A 14,308-nucleotide genomic window follows, 5' to 3' on the forward strand; every position below is an offset into this window, starting at 1 on the left:
TTGCTTTATTCGGTAAAATCCTTAGTGTCAAGGAGATGCAGAAGCGCTCATTTCCCGGTGCGAACCGATCAATTACGACGGCTGACCGCTCCATACTCACCGCCAAGCGATCAATTCCCGTGCAGAACCGATCATTCACTCCTGCCAGCCGCTGGATTCCATTCCCTCGCACGGCTGCCCCCTTCCATGAAAAAAAGCAGACGGCCAGGCGGATTCTCCCCCGGCAATCTGCTCCCTTTTGTAAAGCAAGCACCTCACTGCTTATCCGCAGCAGCCGCACCGAACACGCCGTACAATGCATTCGACAGCGCGGCGAATTCCTGGATGGACAGCGTCTCCCCCCGGCGTCCCGGGTCGATGCCTGCCGTATCGAGCGCAGTAAGGATGTCGGCCTTTCTCGTCTTCCCGTCAGGCAGGGACGACTGCAGGTTGTTCAGGATCGTCTTCCGGCGCTGGACGAACGATCCACGGGCGACGGTGAACAGGAAGTCCTCACTGATGACGTCGGCGGGCGGAGCCGTTTTCCGGGTCAGCTTGAGGACGGCGGATTCGACATTCGGCTGCGGCATGAAGACGGTCTTCGGCACGATCATCGCCACTTCCGCATCCATATAGTACTGGATGGCGATGGAGAGAGAGCCATATGCTTTCGTGCCGGGCGACGCGGTGATCCGGTCTGCGACTTCCCGCTGCAACATGATGATCATCCTGTCGATCGGAACATTCGTCATGAGAAACTTCATTATAATAGGGGTCGTGACATAGTACGGCAGGTTCGCAACGACGACCACTTCCTCCATATCTGCCATCCGTTCCTTGATGACGGCATGCAGATCCGCTTCCAGGACGTCCTGGTGGATGACCGAGACATTCGGATACGGCGACAATGTGTCTTCAAGAACAGGCAGCAGACGCCCGTCGATTTCGAATGCCGTGACCTTCCCGGCCGCCCGTGCAATCGGTTCCGTCAATGCACCGATGCCGGGTCCGATTTCAATGACACCCGACGTCTTCGTGATGCCGGCCGCCGAAATGATGTTGGTCAGGATATTGGGATCGATCAGAAAGTTCTGGCCGAGGCTCTTCTTGAAAGAGAACCCGTGTTTCTCCAGGATTTCTTTCGTGCGTACAGGCGTTGCGATGTCTTTCCTCATGACTGTTCCTCCTTGTCGATAGTCTCCACTGCCTGGCGGAATGCCGCTTCGCTGATGCGGAACATCCCAAGCCGCTTCTGCAGCCCTTTGCCGTTCACTTGGCCGATCTGCAGCAGTTCCGAAAGCCGCGCACGCCGCTGTCTGGCTTCAGGATGCCCGATCAGGCCCGCTTCAATCAGCCGGCTGGCCGGAATCTCTGCGAAGTCTGCAGGCCCGGTCGTATAGACGGCTTCGAGCGCCTGCCGGATCACATCATCCGCCGCATGCTCGATACCGACTTTCTTGCCGTTTTTGGCAATGGCCTTCTTGCGGTCCAGGAAGGCGTGCTTGACCTCAGGGATCCGTTCTTCGATGATGGCACGGATGCGCCGGCCCGGATAATCGGGGTCCGTAAAGACGATGACGCCCCTCGTCTGCTGGGCATGCTCGATCCTCCTCAGCGTCTCTTCGCTGACGGCCGATCCGTTCGTCTCGATCGTGTCAGCACCTGTTGCGCGCTGCACAGCGATCGTATCCGATTTCCCTTCCACTACGATGATTTCTTTAATGTCCACTGTATTCCTCTTTCCTCTGCTGTATGCGGACGGCGTGTTGCGTCTGCTCATTATGTGACTCAGCTGATGAACCAATTTTACCGGCTGTACGGACGGTTGTACAGAAAACCATGAAACGGACAACAATCCGCATAGCAGGAATGCCATGCGGATTGTACCGGAATTGCTGTATCCAATTGTATGGCACGGTCAGTTCAGCACTTTGACCTTGACCTGGCGCCGGCCGAATTGCCGGGCAGCTGCGTTGTTCGGCACGTGCAGATCGATCCGGTTGCCTTTGATGGCACCGCCCGTATCTCCTGCGATTGCGTAGCCGTATCCTTCCACCCACACTTTCGAGCCGAGGGGGATGACACCCGGGTCAACAGCGATCACTTTCATGCCCGGATTTGCTGCAAGGTTGATGCCCGTTGCTGTGATTCCGCTGCAGCCAGTACAGTGCGCTGTGTAGGCAGTGGCATTCATGTACATCACCTTGCCGGATTCTCCGCCATTTCCACGGGAAACAGATGTCTTCGCAGAAGCGGTCGTCACTGCCGGCTGTTTAGCTGCCGCAGCTGCTTTAACTGTTTTCACCGACTTCGCAGCAGGTGCACTTGCAATTTCCACTTTTGCGCCGACTGATACCACTTTCGGCTTCGGATGGGAGACGACGTGCTCCCGGATCAATTTGCGCGATACTTCTTTGCCGTTTTCTTTGACGATTTCGAATCTCTTCCTGACTTTCCCCTTCTGTCCTTTTGCGACCACTTTTTCGCGGCCTTTCAGCAGGGTTTCATCAGCCCGTGTCTTCACGTCGAAATCCGTCGTCTCTTCCACTACATCGGTGACCTTTTCCACACGAACAACCGAAATAACCGATTTCGGAAGTACAAGCTTCTGCTTGTCGCCTTCCACACGATCCAGTTCACTCAACTGGACGTTTTCGTTCTTTAAAAAGTCAGCGACCGTAGTCGAAGTGGACCATACTTTCTTCGCCTTGCTGCCGTCCTTCAATGTCACCTGGAACGCCTTGTCGACAGTGATCTCCCCGTCTTCACCGACCTTACTGTCCAGAGCAGGAGTTACCGCGTCGTGTTCCGACAGTTCGACGCCCGCTTCCTTCAGCACGGAGCCAACCGTCGACTCGGTTGTCCAGATTGTCGTTGTATCATTGTTCATGTTGACCGCCACCGGATTCGCTTTCTTCCAGTCGATCGACATACCGTCTTCGACCGGCGTATCCGCTGCCGGTGTTACGGCATCATGTGAGCCGACCTTTATGTCCTGCAGCGCCAGGACGTCCGCCACTGTGGCTGCATGCGTCTTGAGTTCGATGGTCTTTCCATCTGCCGCAATGCTGATGTTTTTCTTCGTGCCCTCATACAGGACAAGAGAAAGAACAGTCACAAAAACCGCAAGCACTGCTATGCCGGCTGCGATTTTCTGTATTCTCAATGATTGAAAGAATCGATTGCCTGTGGTTCTTTTCGTCATTAACGTTTCTCCTCCTTAATCACTCGGCTGATTATATAGACCCTCTTTTGCACTGTCAACCGATCGACCTTTCCTGCATGAGAACGCCGGAAGGCTGCTGCAGTCAGGCTGTGCAGGCTTCCGGCTCGTACGGTCAGTCGATGGCGAACAGGTTCATGGCATTCCGGGTCGTTGTTTCCGCGACTTCCTCAGCCGAGATTCCTTTCAGTTCCGCAATCTGGTCGGCAACGAGTGCTACGTAGGCGGGTTCGTTCCGTTTTCCGCGGTGCGGATGCGGCGCAAGGTACGGCGCATCGGTCTCGACCAGCAGATGCTCGAGCGGTATTTCAGCCGCCACCTCTTTCGGCATCCGGGCATTTTTGAAGGTCACCGGACCGCCGAGCGAGATCATGAAATTCATGTCGATGCATTGGTGTGCAGTCTCCACGCTGCCGCTGTAGCAGTGCATGATGCCGCCGGTGAGGTGCGCCTCCTCTTCCTGCAGGATCCGGACCACGTCACCAGTGGCATCACGATTATGGATAATGACCGGCAGCTTCACTTTCTGCGCCAGCCGGATCTGCTTCCGGAACAGCGCCTGCTGGACATCCTTCGGGGACTTATCCCAGTGGTAGTCGAGACCGGTCTCTCCGATGCCGACGACTTTCGGATGGGCTGCCAGCTCCTCGATCCATTTCAGATCTTCCTCTGTGCAGTCGATGGCATCAACCGGATGCCAGCCGACCACTGCGTAGATGAACTCATGCACTTCTGCGAGTTCCATGGCTTTCGTAATGGTGGGACGGTCGAAACCGACCACGACCATACGTTCCACGCCAGCGTCCAGTGCACGCTGGATGACCTCGTCTATATCATCTTCATATTGGTCTGCATTCAAGTGGACATGGGTATCGATCAACATCTCTATCGCCTCACAATGGTTATAGTCTAAAGCATCCTCTTTACACGGATATCGCAATTACATTACAAAACGATGACAACAAAAATAGGACAGCGGACCTTTTCTTGAGTCCGCTGCCCTATATTATTTCACGCGTGCGCCGTTTGCAAGAGATGCGTCTGCGGTGGCGAGCTTCAGTACATCACCGGACGTCCCGGCGAGGATCATTCCCTGCGACCATTCCCCGCGCAGCTTGACCGGCTTCAGGTTCGCAACGACGATCACTTTCTGCCCGACAAGTTCATCAGGTGTGTAATGCTGAGCGATACCGGAGACGACCTGGCGCTGTTCGTAGCCGAGGTCGACCTGCAGCTTCAGAAGCTTATCGGCTTTCGGCATTTTTTCACATGCTGTGACAGTCGCAATCCGAAGATCGACGGCATTGAAGTCATCGATCGTGATTTCCGGCGCCTGTTCCGGTGCCTCAATAACTTCAGCAGGCGTTTCTTCGGATTCCTTCGGCGCTGTGACAGCCATCTGATCTTTAATGTATTGGATTTCCACCTCAGTATCGAGACGCGGGAAGATCGGCACCCCTTTGCCGATGACTGTTGCGCCTTCCGGAATCGCCTCGAAGTTTCCAAGTGTCTCCCATGCGAGCAATGATTCCGGGAGACCGAGCTGTTCCATGATCTTTTTCGGTGTCTCAGGTGTGAATGGCTGAAGCATCACTGCGATATGCCTCTGGGCGTGGACGAGATTCGTCATGACTGCCGCAAGCTTGCCGCGGTCGTTCTCATCTTTCGCAAGCACCCAAGGCTCCGTTTCGTCGATATATTTGTTCGTCCGTGAGACGAGCGTCCAAAGTTCCGCCAGGGTGACGCTGAACTGCATCTTCTCGATCGATTCTTCATAACGGTCCACCGTATCCGTGATGGCTTTCCGCAGACTTGCATCGTACGGTGTCTCCTCCGCAAGGGAAGCCGGAATCTCACCATCGAAATATTTGTTGATCATCGAGACGGAACGGTTCAGCAGATTGCCAAGATCGTTCGCTAAGTCGTAGTTCGTACGCTCAACGAAGGCTTCCGGCGAGAAGGTGCCATCCGAGCCGAACGGCAGTTCACGAAGCAGGAAGTAGCGTGTCGCGTCCAGTCCGTAGCGCTCGACCAGCATATCCGGGTACACGACGTTCCCTTTGGATTTCGACATCTTGCCGTCTTTCATCATGATAAATCCGTGTGCGAACACTTTTTTCGGCAGCGGCAGATCGAGCGCCATGAGGAAGATCGGCCAGTAGATCGTATGGAAGCGGACGATATCCTTTCCGACGACCTGCACATCCGCCGGCCAGTATTTTTTGAACAGCGAGTCATCATCCGACAGATAGCCGAGTGACGTGATGTAATTCGTCAAAGCGTCGACCCAGACGTAGATGACGTGCTTCGGGTCTCCCGGCACTTTGATGCCCCAGTCGAACGACATCCGTGACACGGACAGGTCCTCAAGCCCCGGCTTGATGAAGTTGTTGATCATTTCATTTTTGCGGGATTCCGGTTCAATGAAGCCCGGGTGGTCCTCATAATAGCGAAGCAGCCGGTCCGCATACTTTTTCATGTTGAAGAAGTAGGACTCTTCCCGCACCCGCTCCACAGGGCGGTTGCAGTCCGGACAGTTGCCGTCGACGAGCTGGGTTTCCGTGAAATACGATTCACACGGGATGCACTTCCAGCCTTCATATTCACCTTTATAGATATCGCCGTTGTCGAGGAATTTCCGGAAGATCTTTTCGACTGCTTTCGTATGGCGCTCTTCCGTCGTCTGGATGAAGTCATCGTAGGTGATGTCCATCAGTTTCCAGAGGTTTTTCGCGTAGTCTGCGATCTCGTTGACATACTCTTGCGGCGGCTTGCCGGCTTCTTCCGCTTTCTCCTGGATCTTCTGACCATGCTCATCCATCCCGGTCAGGAAGCGGACATCATAGCCCCGGAGCCGCTTGTAGCGGGCGATGGCATCTGCGGCAATCGTCGTGTAGGCTGTCCCGATATGGAATTTACCGCTCGGGTAGTAAATCGGTGTCGTGATGTAAAATGTATTGTTCTGTTCCGCCACTCTAATTCCTCCTGTATCAAGATCGATGTTTCTAGTTTAGCGGACTTTTCCGTTTTACGCTATGACCAATCATCCACAGTGCTGCATATTGTATTTTTATTTCATTTGATTGTGAGTTTTTCATGTATTTGTTATTCATTTCATAGTTTACGGGTTTCTCTATTGACGTTAATTGGAAGAGTTGGTATGATGATAAGCAGACAAGAGAAAAATGTCGATTTTTGACGAATACAAACCCATTTTAGGAGGCACGATCTTATGAAATCCACTGGAATCGTACGTAAAGTCGACGAGCTTGGCCGTGTTGTCATTCCGATCGAACTGCGCAGAACACTCGGCATCGCCCAGAAAGACGCTTTGGAAATTTACGTGGATGACGACAAAATCATCCTGAAGAAATATATGCCGAACATGACTTGTTCCGTAACAGGCGAAGTGTCCGACGATAACCTCTCTCTCATCGACGGAAAGCTCATTCTCAGCCCTGAAGGCGCAAAACAGCTGATCGCTGAAATCGAAAACAAGATGTCTTGATTTAATACTTTTATTTACATAACACTTATTTCCTTATTACGGGAAATAAGTGTTTTTTTCATTCGACATGATACGCCTGATAGACATCCCGCTTGCTCATTCCACGGTCTGCCGCTGCTTTCTTGATAGCCTCCTTGGAGGAACACCCTTCCTCTTCCATGAGACGGGTGACGTGCTCAGCCGCTGACAGTCCGGTCCACCAGGCGTCTGCGGCCTGCTCTTCCAGTTCTCCGGCACCTTCGACAACCAGGCAGAATTCTCCGCGGATCTCTGTCGATTCTGCCCATTGGAGAACCTCTTCAACCGTCCCCCGGATGAATTCCTCATAGCGTTTCGTCAGCTCGCGGGCCAGTGTGATGCGCCGGTCTGCGCCAAATTGCTCGGACAGGGCACGCAGCGTCTCTTTCAGACGGTGGGGCGCTTCGTAGAACAGCAGCGTCTCCTGCCGGCGGGCCAGCAGGTCCAGTTGCTGACGGCGTTTCTTCTTTTGCCGGTCCAGGAAGCCGAAGAACAGGAACGGCTGTGACGGCAGCCCGGATGCGACCAGTGCGCTGATCGCTGCATTCGGACCAGGCACCGGAACGACAGCAATTCCTGCCGCAATCGCCTTTTCAGCGATGTCCGCTCCCGGATCCGAGATGCACGGCATGCCGGCATCACTGACGAGGGCGACCGTCTTCCCGTCCGTCAGCAGGTCCAAGATCTTGCGTCCGCCGGCTTCGAGATTGTGCTCGTGATAGCTCATGAACGGCGTATCGATCTTGAAATGGTTCGACAGCTTGACGGTGTTCCGTGTATCCTCCGCTGCAATCAGGTCCGCTTCCTGCAGAATGCGGATCGCGCGGTAGCTCATGTCTTCCAGATTGCCGATCGGCGTTCCGACCAGGTAGAGCACCCCGCCGGCAGCCTCGGCACTTTTTTGTGTGATCATTGCTCCGCCTCCTGTTGTCGTAAATACCGCTCTTTGGCGGCCCGGGTCAGCTGTTTGAACCGGTATTCCGCCTGCATGGCCTCCCGCTTCGTTGTGAACGGCTCGGAATGGATGCAGCGGACGGGACCTTTCGCCCTCGTGTATTTTGCGCCTTTCCCTGCATTGTGCAGATCCACCCGACGGTTAAGATCTGTTGTATAGCCGCCGTAATAGGAGCCATCGCTGCATTCAAGGACGTAGAACAGATGGCCCGTCTTCGGCTCCATACAGCAGCTCCCTCACTTCCTCCGTATACGTACCGTCCGCCTGATAGACGATCAGCGGCGGCAGGATCTTCAAATCAGGCTTCCCGTCTTTCGTGCCCTCGATCAGCAGAGTGTTCGCCTCTTTCCCTTCCTTCGGATAGACAAACCGGATCCGTTTCGGTTCCAGCCGGTTCGCCCGCATGGCCGTGACGATATCCAGCAGCCGGCCCGGCCGGTGGACGAATGCCGCCTTCCCGCCCTGTTTCAGCAGCTCACTCGCCGATCGTACCGCCTGCTCCAGCGTCAGCTTCACCTCGTGCCGGGCGATCGTCAGCGGTTCCTTCAAATTCTGCTCACTCTTTTCATGGGCCTTGAAATAGGGCGGATTGCACGTAACGGTATCGTACTTCTCATAGCCGATCTTCGCGGCAATGCCGATCACATCGTCACACATGACGCCGATCTGTCCGCTGAGCCCATTGAAGGCGATACTGCGTTCCGCCATATCCGCAAGCTGTTCCTGCAGTTCGACAGCCGTGATATGGGCGTTCGTCCGGGCACTCAGAAACAACGGGATCGCCCCGTTGCCCGCACATAGATCCACGACCTTCCCTTTCCGGATGGGCATGTATGCAAAACGCGCCAGCAGCACCGCATCCAGGGAAAACGAGAACACGGACGGGCTTTGGATGATCCGCAAGTCCTCCGCCAGCAAATAATCGAGGCGCTCATCGCCCCGCAGTAAATTTGTTTCCATAATGGACTCCTCACTCGATGATGATAAAGAAAAACCGATTCCTATGGGTTGTAGGGATCGGTTCTCTGTTACAGATTCTGTTTACTTAAAAACGACAGGCAGAACAGGCAGTCTTCCCCTTTGCGCGTGCTGCCGTAATGGACATTGCACACATGGAACCCTTCGTTATAGAGGCGGGCGAGGTTATCGACCCCTTCGCCCACATCCGCCCGCTGGAGCCGCTCGGACTGTTTCTTGTCAGCTGCCGCTTTCGCCTCCAGGTCGAGTTCGTTCAGCCGCGTACGCAGATGATGATTTTCAAGTTGAAGTGAATGGTTCTCTTCTGTCATCTTGGCAACAAAACCGATGATTTCCCGGAATTGCTTGTGCATGGAGTCGAGTTGCTGTTCGTATTCGATTACCTTGTCGAGAAAGTTCCCTTCTTTCAACTTTTTCACCTCACCGCTTCATCAATTGACGGGCTGTCCCGCCCTCTTCGAAAGTTCTTCCCACGCATATTCCAGTGTCTGGTCCTGATCCTGCAGCCTGACTTTCAGCAGGCGTTCCAGCAAGTTCAGGCCGACCACTTTGCCCGGTCCGTCGGGCGTCTCGATACGTGAACCGATGTCGGGCATCAGGGCTTTCGCTTCCTCATACTCATCGTTCTCATATTTCAGGCAGCACATGAGGCGGCCGCACAATCCCGAAATCTTGGATGGGTTGAGGGACAAGTTCTGGTCCTTCGCCATTTTGATGGAGACCGGTTCGAAATCCCCGAGGAACGTCGAGCAGCAGAGCATCCTGCCGCAAGGACCGATTCCGCCTAGCATTTTCGCTTCGTCCCGCACACCGATCTGACGGAGTTCGATGCGTGTCCTGAAGATGGACGCCAAGTCTTTCACTAAATTCCGGAAATCGACTCGTCCTTCCGCCGTGAAATAGAAGATCACTTTATTGCGGTCGAACGTGTACTCCACATCGACCACTTTCATGTCCAGCTTATGCTCGCGGACTTTCTTCACACACGTATCAAACGCTTTCTCGGCGTCAAGCCGGTTCTCGTTCACCTGCTCCAGATCTTCCGGGCTTGCCGGCCGGATCACTTTCTTCAGAGGCAGGACCAGGTCGGCGGCATCCACCCCTTCCCGGACGTTGACGACTTTGCCGAATTCCGTGCCGCGGGCAGACTCGACGATTACATAATCATCTGCCTTCAGCTCATAAGCCATAGGGTCGAAATACTGTATTTTACCCGCTTTTTTAAAGCGGATTCCTGCTACGTTATACAACGGATAACCCCTCCTGCATACTAAGCACCAGTTGTTCCAATAAAAGCGTTCGGTGCATATTGCGATGCAATTGTTTTTTCGCCTGCAATATCGCTTCCAGATTGGCGGCCAGCTGCTCATAGGTCAGTTTCATGGCAAGACCGGCAGTGAACTCCTCCAGATCCGGATAGGCGGCTATTGCGGTCAATCCCGCTTTCTTCGCCACGATATCACGGTACATATAGAGAAGCAAGTCCAGGCCTGTCTCGGTGTCGTCCTTCTCTTTCAGGAAGGGACCCCACTCGGTCTGGATCAGCATCAGCGCATCGGTCACATGCAGATCGATGGCCTGCACTAATTTTACCACTGTCTTTCGCAGATTGACAAACTGCTCATCTGCGGCCAGTTCGGCTGCCCGGCTTCTGTCTGCTGTCAGGCAGGTTACCGTCGCTGCAAGCGAAGGGGAAATCCCTTCCTCTGTCAGCATCTGGATGATCTGTTCGCGCTGGGGAGGCAGGAAGGATATCCGCTGACAGCGCGACTGAATGGTCGGCAGCATCATATGATAGGCATCCGTCAGCAGGATGGCTGTAATGTCGCCATCCGGTTCCTCCAGGAATTTCAGCAGCGCATTGGCGGCAGCGGTATTCAGCCGGTGCGCCTGCTCGATGATGTAGATGCGTCGCCCGCTTTCGTAGCCTTTCTTCGTCATGACGTTCAGCAGCTGTGTCATCTGATCCTTTTTGATGTCCTGGCCATCCGGCTCGACGATCAGTATGTTCGGATGATTCCCCGATTCGACACGTTTGCACGCCCGGCATGTTTCACATGGAACATTTTCGACAGGATTCTCACAAAGCAGCAGCTGTGCAAAGTACAGGGCGGCGTTTTTCTTTCCAACCCCCGTTTCACCGTCGAAAATATAAGCATGTGCAATCCGGTTATTGCGGAAGGCAGCACGCAAGGTTGCAGCAATCCGCGGCTGTTCTGTCTGTAAACGCTGTGCAGGCTGCTGGTCCATCCCGCTGCCCCCTTTCGTTGAAAAAGGCGTTTTCCCGTAACTGCAGAAAACGCCCTCATGTATATAGGTTGATGAGCAGTCCTTTGATTTCCCCGATTCTGGCAAGGAGATCGACGGACGATTCCTCATCCTGCAAGAGCTGTTCCGCCAGTTCGACCAGTTTCTGATCGATCGTTTCCACCAGTTTGAGCCGACGCCCTTCGCCGAACTGGTTCCATGTATGGGACTGTTTCAAGCCGAGACCGCCTTCGACGGACTCTTTCAAGAACCGTTTCACAAGCATTTTGAATTTCGCCATGTCGCGCAAGTTCCGAGAACGGGCCAGCCGATCGCCTGCCGATGAAATGTCACCGAGCAGGCGGGTGATCTGCTCACCATGCAGGCGGGATTCCTGTTTCTGCACCATCTGGCCGAACCGGTCCCCGCCCTGCGGCGCTTTCAGCGGATCGTTCCTCAGTTTATCGAGACCCGTCCGGACCTCATTATTCACTTTCATATGCGTTCACTCCGAGCGTCATCAGAAATGACGGAACTGTTCGATTGGCAGGACGAAAACGGTGGCGCCGCCGACTTCCACTTCAACCGGGTACGGGATGTAGGAATCTGCGTTGCCGCCCATCGGGGAGACCGGTGCGACCATCTGGTCACGCGACCGGCAGTTGTCCCGGATGAGATCCAGACATTTCGGCACGAGGCTGTCGTCCGTCCCGATCAGGAATGTCGTATTCCCCGACTTCAGGAAGCCGCCTGTACTAGCCAGTTTCGTCGCCCGGAAATCACCTTTCGTCAATGCGGATGAAAGCCGGTTGCTGTCTTGGTCTTGTACTACTGCCACGATAAGTTTCACAGAGATCTCTCCTTTTTCCACTTTCTTTTAGTATACCATGAAATGGCTCAGGATATGAATGATGCAATCTGCCCCCATACAGTCTCCGTAACGGTTTCCAATGATTCCGACGCATCCACTGCAGTGATCCGATCCGAAAACCGCTCGCGGACGAGACGGTAGCCTTCATAGACGGATTCATGGAACGCAAGTGTCTCATTGTCCAGCCGGTTCTGTTCCCGATTGCTGTTTGCGGCAATCCGGGCAAGCCCTGCCGTGGGGGGGATGTCAAAGAAGATCGTATGGTCGGGCATGATCCCCTGGATGGCGAACTCGTTGATGGCGAGCACTTGATCGATACCGAGACCGCGGGCGTAGCCTTGGTACGCAAGCGAACTGTCGACGAACCGGTCGCACAGCACAATCGCCCCTTGTGCAAGGGCCGGCAGCACTTTTTCGACGAGGTGCTGGCGGCGCGCAGCCGCATACAGCAGCGCTTCCGTCCGTCCGTCCATCTCTGCATGGTCGTTATCCAGGATGATGCTCCGGATCTTCTCTGCGATCCGGATGCCGCCCGGCTCCCGTGTCAGCACGACAGCCCGTCCTTCTTCCGTCAGCCGCCTGTGGATCTCGCGGATCACCGTCGTTTTGCCAGCGCCTTCCGGACCTTCGAATGATATGAATACGCCGTCAGCCATTTCCGTCGCCTCCCTGTTCTGTTTTCACTTCGAATTCGACCCTTCCATCGCTCGTCCGCACCGCTCCCTGGAAAGCGGCGCCCGAAGCCGCCATCCGGCAGACGGTGTCAATCGTTTCACCGGATAACGGTTCGTCCTCCAGGATGAGCGGGATGCCTGGCGGATACGGAATGATCGCTCCAGCAGCAGAACGGCCTGCCGCCTCGTCGACAGGCACCCATTCGGATGGACTGCCGGCGGGTCCGCCTGATATCCGGATAGCGGGACGATCCGCCGGCAGCGCAGGCCCCGGTTCAGGTTTCTTCTCTTCGTCCTCGGATTCGAGCGTCCGGATGGCTTTCGCAAGTGCGCTTGCCACCCGCTCGGCCGGATAGTCCGCCCCTTCGGTGAGCAGCGGCAGGATGAACAGCACCTGACGCTCGTCCGCGAGTTCCGTGTAGATCCCCTGCTGTTCAAGCGCCTGCTGCAGGGCATACCCGGATACGTGTTTGTGCCGTACGAGCACTTTCAGTGGATCGTCCGGCTCGATGATGTCGAGTTTTGCCAGCTTCCGGCATCGGTCGATGAACTGCCGGCGCCACTCGAGGAATGCGTGCTTGTCCGCTTCCGAATAGGCCGCAATCCGTGCACGGGCATCGTCGAGCGAGGCGAGCAGTACATAAGATGGACTGCTCGTCTGCAGCATGGACAGTCCGCGGGCGATCCGGTCGGCGTCGACCAGGCTCGAATTCACGTGCAGGAACGATCCTTGCGTCATCGCACTCAGTGTTTTGTGCGCGGACTGTACGACTGCGTCCGCACCGAGCGCGAGGGCAGACGGCGGAAACGGCGGGCCCGCCAGCAGATGAGCGCCGTGCGCTTCATCGGCGAGCACCGGAATGCCGTGCCCATGTGCACAGGAAATGATGTCGGAGAGGGTCTCTCCGGCGGTTCCGTAATAGGTCGGATACGTCACAAAAATCCCTTTCGCTTCCGGATGCCGGTCGAGCGCCTCCCGGACCGTGTCGACAGAGACCGCTCCCGCGGTACAAGTCATCCCGTCCCACTCGGGATTCAGGAAGACCGCCTGGGCTCCTGCCAGTTCAACCGCATGGAACACGGATTTGTGGGCATTCCGCTGGACGAGCAGCACGTCGCCGGGTGTGCAGACAGCACGGACCATTGCGAGATTGCCTGCAGTGGAACCATTGACGAGCAGGAAACTGCAATCCGCCCCGTACGCGTCTGCAAGCAGCTCTTCGGCTTCCCGGATGGCACCGATCGGGGCGTGCAGATCGTCAAGTCCCGTCAGTTCGGTGGCGTCATAACGCATCGCCGCACGCAGGCCGTCCGGCAGTCCGGACAGCCGGCCGGTTTTGTGACCCGGCACGTGGAACGAGACCGGATCCGCCGCCTGGAACGCTTCCAGTGCTTCCACGATCGGCCGTTTTTGCTGATCCATATCGAATCCTCCTTCTAAACTGGTAGTCTTCTATGTAAAAAAGCCAGCGCGACAGTCGGCTGGCAGTACTGCGGTCGGCGGTACACCGCCCTTACAGGAAAACGGCCAGCACGAGCAGCGACGCCGCCCCGGGCAGACCGAGAATGGCGAGCAGCAGGCCTGATCCGAGATTGATCGGCACATACAGGCCGACAAATCCTCCTGCGATATTCAGTAAAAACAAAACCAGGAACGAAAAGGCGATACGGAACCAGAAGACCGATATCTTTTCAGCCGCCTGCTGCAGCTGAGGCTTGGTCAGCCGCAGAATGAAAAGAAACAGCACACCGAGCGCCAGAATGATCGCCGCTTTCATGCAGACTCCCCCCTTTGCATGTCCAGGATCTCAGCAGAAGCGGAGCCTTCCGCTCCACTCAGCCCGTCACCAGTATA

General features: G+C 55.4%; 17 protein-coding genes. 1 reads left to right on the plus strand and 16 read right to left on the minus strand.

Going from position 1 to position 14,308, the window contains the following annotated elements:
* Positions 1-254: 254 nt before the first annotated feature.
* The 5 genes from rsmA to metG all read right to left on the minus strand — a co-directional run bounded on the left by rsmA (position 255) and on the right by metG (position 6,176).
* Positions 255-1,154: a 16S rRNA (adenine(1518)-N(6)/adenine(1519)-N(6))-dimethyltransferase RsmA gene (gene rsmA / locus QWT68_RS11820; protein WP_290148514.1), complete on the minus strand. Its 900-nt coding sequence runs from the start codon at positions 1,152-1,154 to the stop codon at positions 255-257.
* A complete protein-coding gene (rnmV, locus tag QWT68_RS11825; RefSeq protein WP_040285237.1) occupies positions 1,151-1,708 on the minus strand; it encodes a ribonuclease M5 in 558 nt (185 codons plus the stop codon). The genes rsmA and rnmV overlap by 4 nt, the downstream gene beginning before the upstream one ends.
* A gap of 189 nt (positions 1,709-1,897) precedes the next feature.
* The gene (locus QWT68_RS11830) at positions 1,898-3,184 is read right to left on the minus strand and encodes a resuscitation-promoting factor (protein WP_290148515.1); all 1,287 of its coding nucleotides are present in this window, start codon (positions 3,182-3,184) and stop codon (positions 1,898-1,900) included.
* Positions 3,185-3,317: 133 nt separating this feature from the next.
* Positions 3,318-4,085 (minus strand): TatD family hydrolase, encoded by a 768-nt coding sequence (locus tag QWT68_RS11835; RefSeq protein WP_040285235.1) that lies wholly within the window; start codon positions 4,083-4,085, stop codon positions 3,318-3,320.
* A gap of 123 nt (positions 4,086-4,208) precedes the next feature.
* On the minus strand, positions 4,209-6,176 hold the full coding sequence (gene metG, locus QWT68_RS11840) for a methionine--tRNA ligase (protein ID WP_040285234.1): 1,968 nt from the start codon (positions 6,174-6,176) through the stop codon (positions 4,209-4,211).
* Between the two features lie 258 nt (positions 6,177-6,434).
* On the opposite strand from metG, the gene abrB reads away from it, so the two are divergent.
* The gene (abrB, locus tag QWT68_RS11845; RefSeq protein ID WP_040285233.1) at positions 6,435-6,710 is read left to right on the plus strand and encodes a transition state genes transcriptional regulator AbrB; all 276 of its coding nucleotides are present in this window, start codon (positions 6,435-6,437) and stop codon (positions 6,708-6,710) included.
* Positions 6,711-6,768: 58 nt separating this feature from the next.
* Here abrB and rsmI read toward each other — a convergent pair whose 3' ends face one another.
* The 11 genes from rsmI to QWT68_RS11900 all read right to left on the minus strand — a co-directional run bounded on the left by rsmI (position 6,769) and on the right by QWT68_RS11900 (position 14,231).
* Complete coding sequence (rsmI, locus tag QWT68_RS11850; protein ID WP_040285232.1) at positions 6,769-7,641, minus strand: 16S rRNA (cytidine(1402)-2'-O)-methyltransferase; 873 nt, start codon at positions 7,639-7,641, stop codon at positions 6,769-6,771.
* Positions 7,638-7,907 (minus strand): GIY-YIG nuclease family protein, encoded by a 270-nt coding sequence (locus QWT68_RS11855; protein ID WP_040285231.1) that lies wholly within the window; start codon positions 7,905-7,907, stop codon positions 7,638-7,640. The genes rsmI and QWT68_RS11855 overlap by 4 nt, the downstream gene beginning before the upstream one ends.
* Positions 7,870-8,643 carry a tRNA1(Val) (adenine(37)-N6)-methyltransferase gene (locus QWT68_RS11860; RefSeq protein ID WP_040285230.1) on the minus strand — a complete coding sequence of 258 codons (774 nt, stop codon included), beginning with the start codon at positions 8,641-8,643 and terminating at the stop codon, positions 7,870-7,872. Before QWT68_RS11860 ends, QWT68_RS11855 begins: the two co-directional genes overlap by 38 nt.
* A 68-nt stretch (positions 8,644-8,711) precedes the next feature.
* Positions 8,712-9,071 carry a DNA replication initiation control protein YabA gene (gene yabA, locus QWT68_RS11865; RefSeq protein WP_040285279.1) on the minus strand — a complete coding sequence of 120 codons (360 nt, stop codon included), beginning with the start codon at positions 9,069-9,071 and terminating at the stop codon, positions 8,712-8,714.
* A gap of 21 nt (positions 9,072-9,092) precedes the next feature.
* Positions 9,093-9,911: a PSP1 domain-containing protein gene (locus tag QWT68_RS11870; protein ID WP_040285229.1), complete on the minus strand. Its 819-nt coding sequence runs from the start codon at positions 9,909-9,911 to the stop codon at positions 9,093-9,095.
* The gene (gene holB / locus QWT68_RS11875) at positions 9,904-10,911 is read right to left on the minus strand and encodes a DNA polymerase III subunit delta' (RefSeq protein ID WP_290148516.1); all 1,008 of its coding nucleotides are present in this window, start codon (positions 10,909-10,911) and stop codon (positions 9,904-9,906) included. The genes QWT68_RS11870 and holB overlap by 8 nt, the downstream gene beginning before the upstream one ends.
* A 55-nt stretch (positions 10,912-10,966) precedes the next feature.
* Positions 10,967-11,407: a YaaR family protein gene (locus QWT68_RS11880; RefSeq protein ID WP_040285227.1), complete on the minus strand. Its 441-nt coding sequence runs from the start codon at positions 11,405-11,407 to the stop codon at positions 10,967-10,969.
* A 21-nt stretch (positions 11,408-11,428) separates the two neighbouring features.
* Positions 11,429-11,758, minus strand: coding sequence for a cyclic di-AMP receptor DarA (locus tag QWT68_RS11885; protein WP_040285226.1), 330 nt, complete (start codon positions 11,756-11,758; stop codon positions 11,429-11,431).
* Positions 11,759-11,805: 47 nt separating this feature from the next.
* Positions 11,806-12,435 carry a dTMP kinase gene (gene tmk, locus QWT68_RS11890; RefSeq protein WP_040285225.1) on the minus strand — a complete coding sequence of 210 codons (630 nt, stop codon included), beginning with the start codon at positions 12,433-12,435 and terminating at the stop codon, positions 11,806-11,808.
* Positions 12,428-13,876: an aminotransferase class I/II-fold pyridoxal phosphate-dependent enzyme gene (locus QWT68_RS11895; RefSeq protein WP_290148517.1), complete on the minus strand. Its 1,449-nt coding sequence runs from the start codon at positions 13,874-13,876 to the stop codon at positions 12,428-12,430. Before QWT68_RS11895 ends, tmk begins: the two co-directional genes overlap by 8 nt.
* A gap of 91 nt (positions 13,877-13,967) precedes the next feature.
* The gene (locus tag QWT68_RS11900; RefSeq protein WP_040285223.1) at positions 13,968-14,231 is read right to left on the minus strand and encodes a pro-sigmaK processing inhibitor BofA family protein; all 264 of its coding nucleotides are present in this window, start codon (positions 14,229-14,231) and stop codon (positions 13,968-13,970) included.
* Positions 14,232-14,308 lie beyond the last annotated feature (77 nt).

Source organism: Sporosarcina trichiuri, assembly GCF_030406775.1.
In the GTDB taxonomy this organism is placed as follows: Bacteria; Bacillota; Bacilli; order Bacillales_A; family Planococcaceae; genus Sporosarcina; species Sporosarcina trichiuri.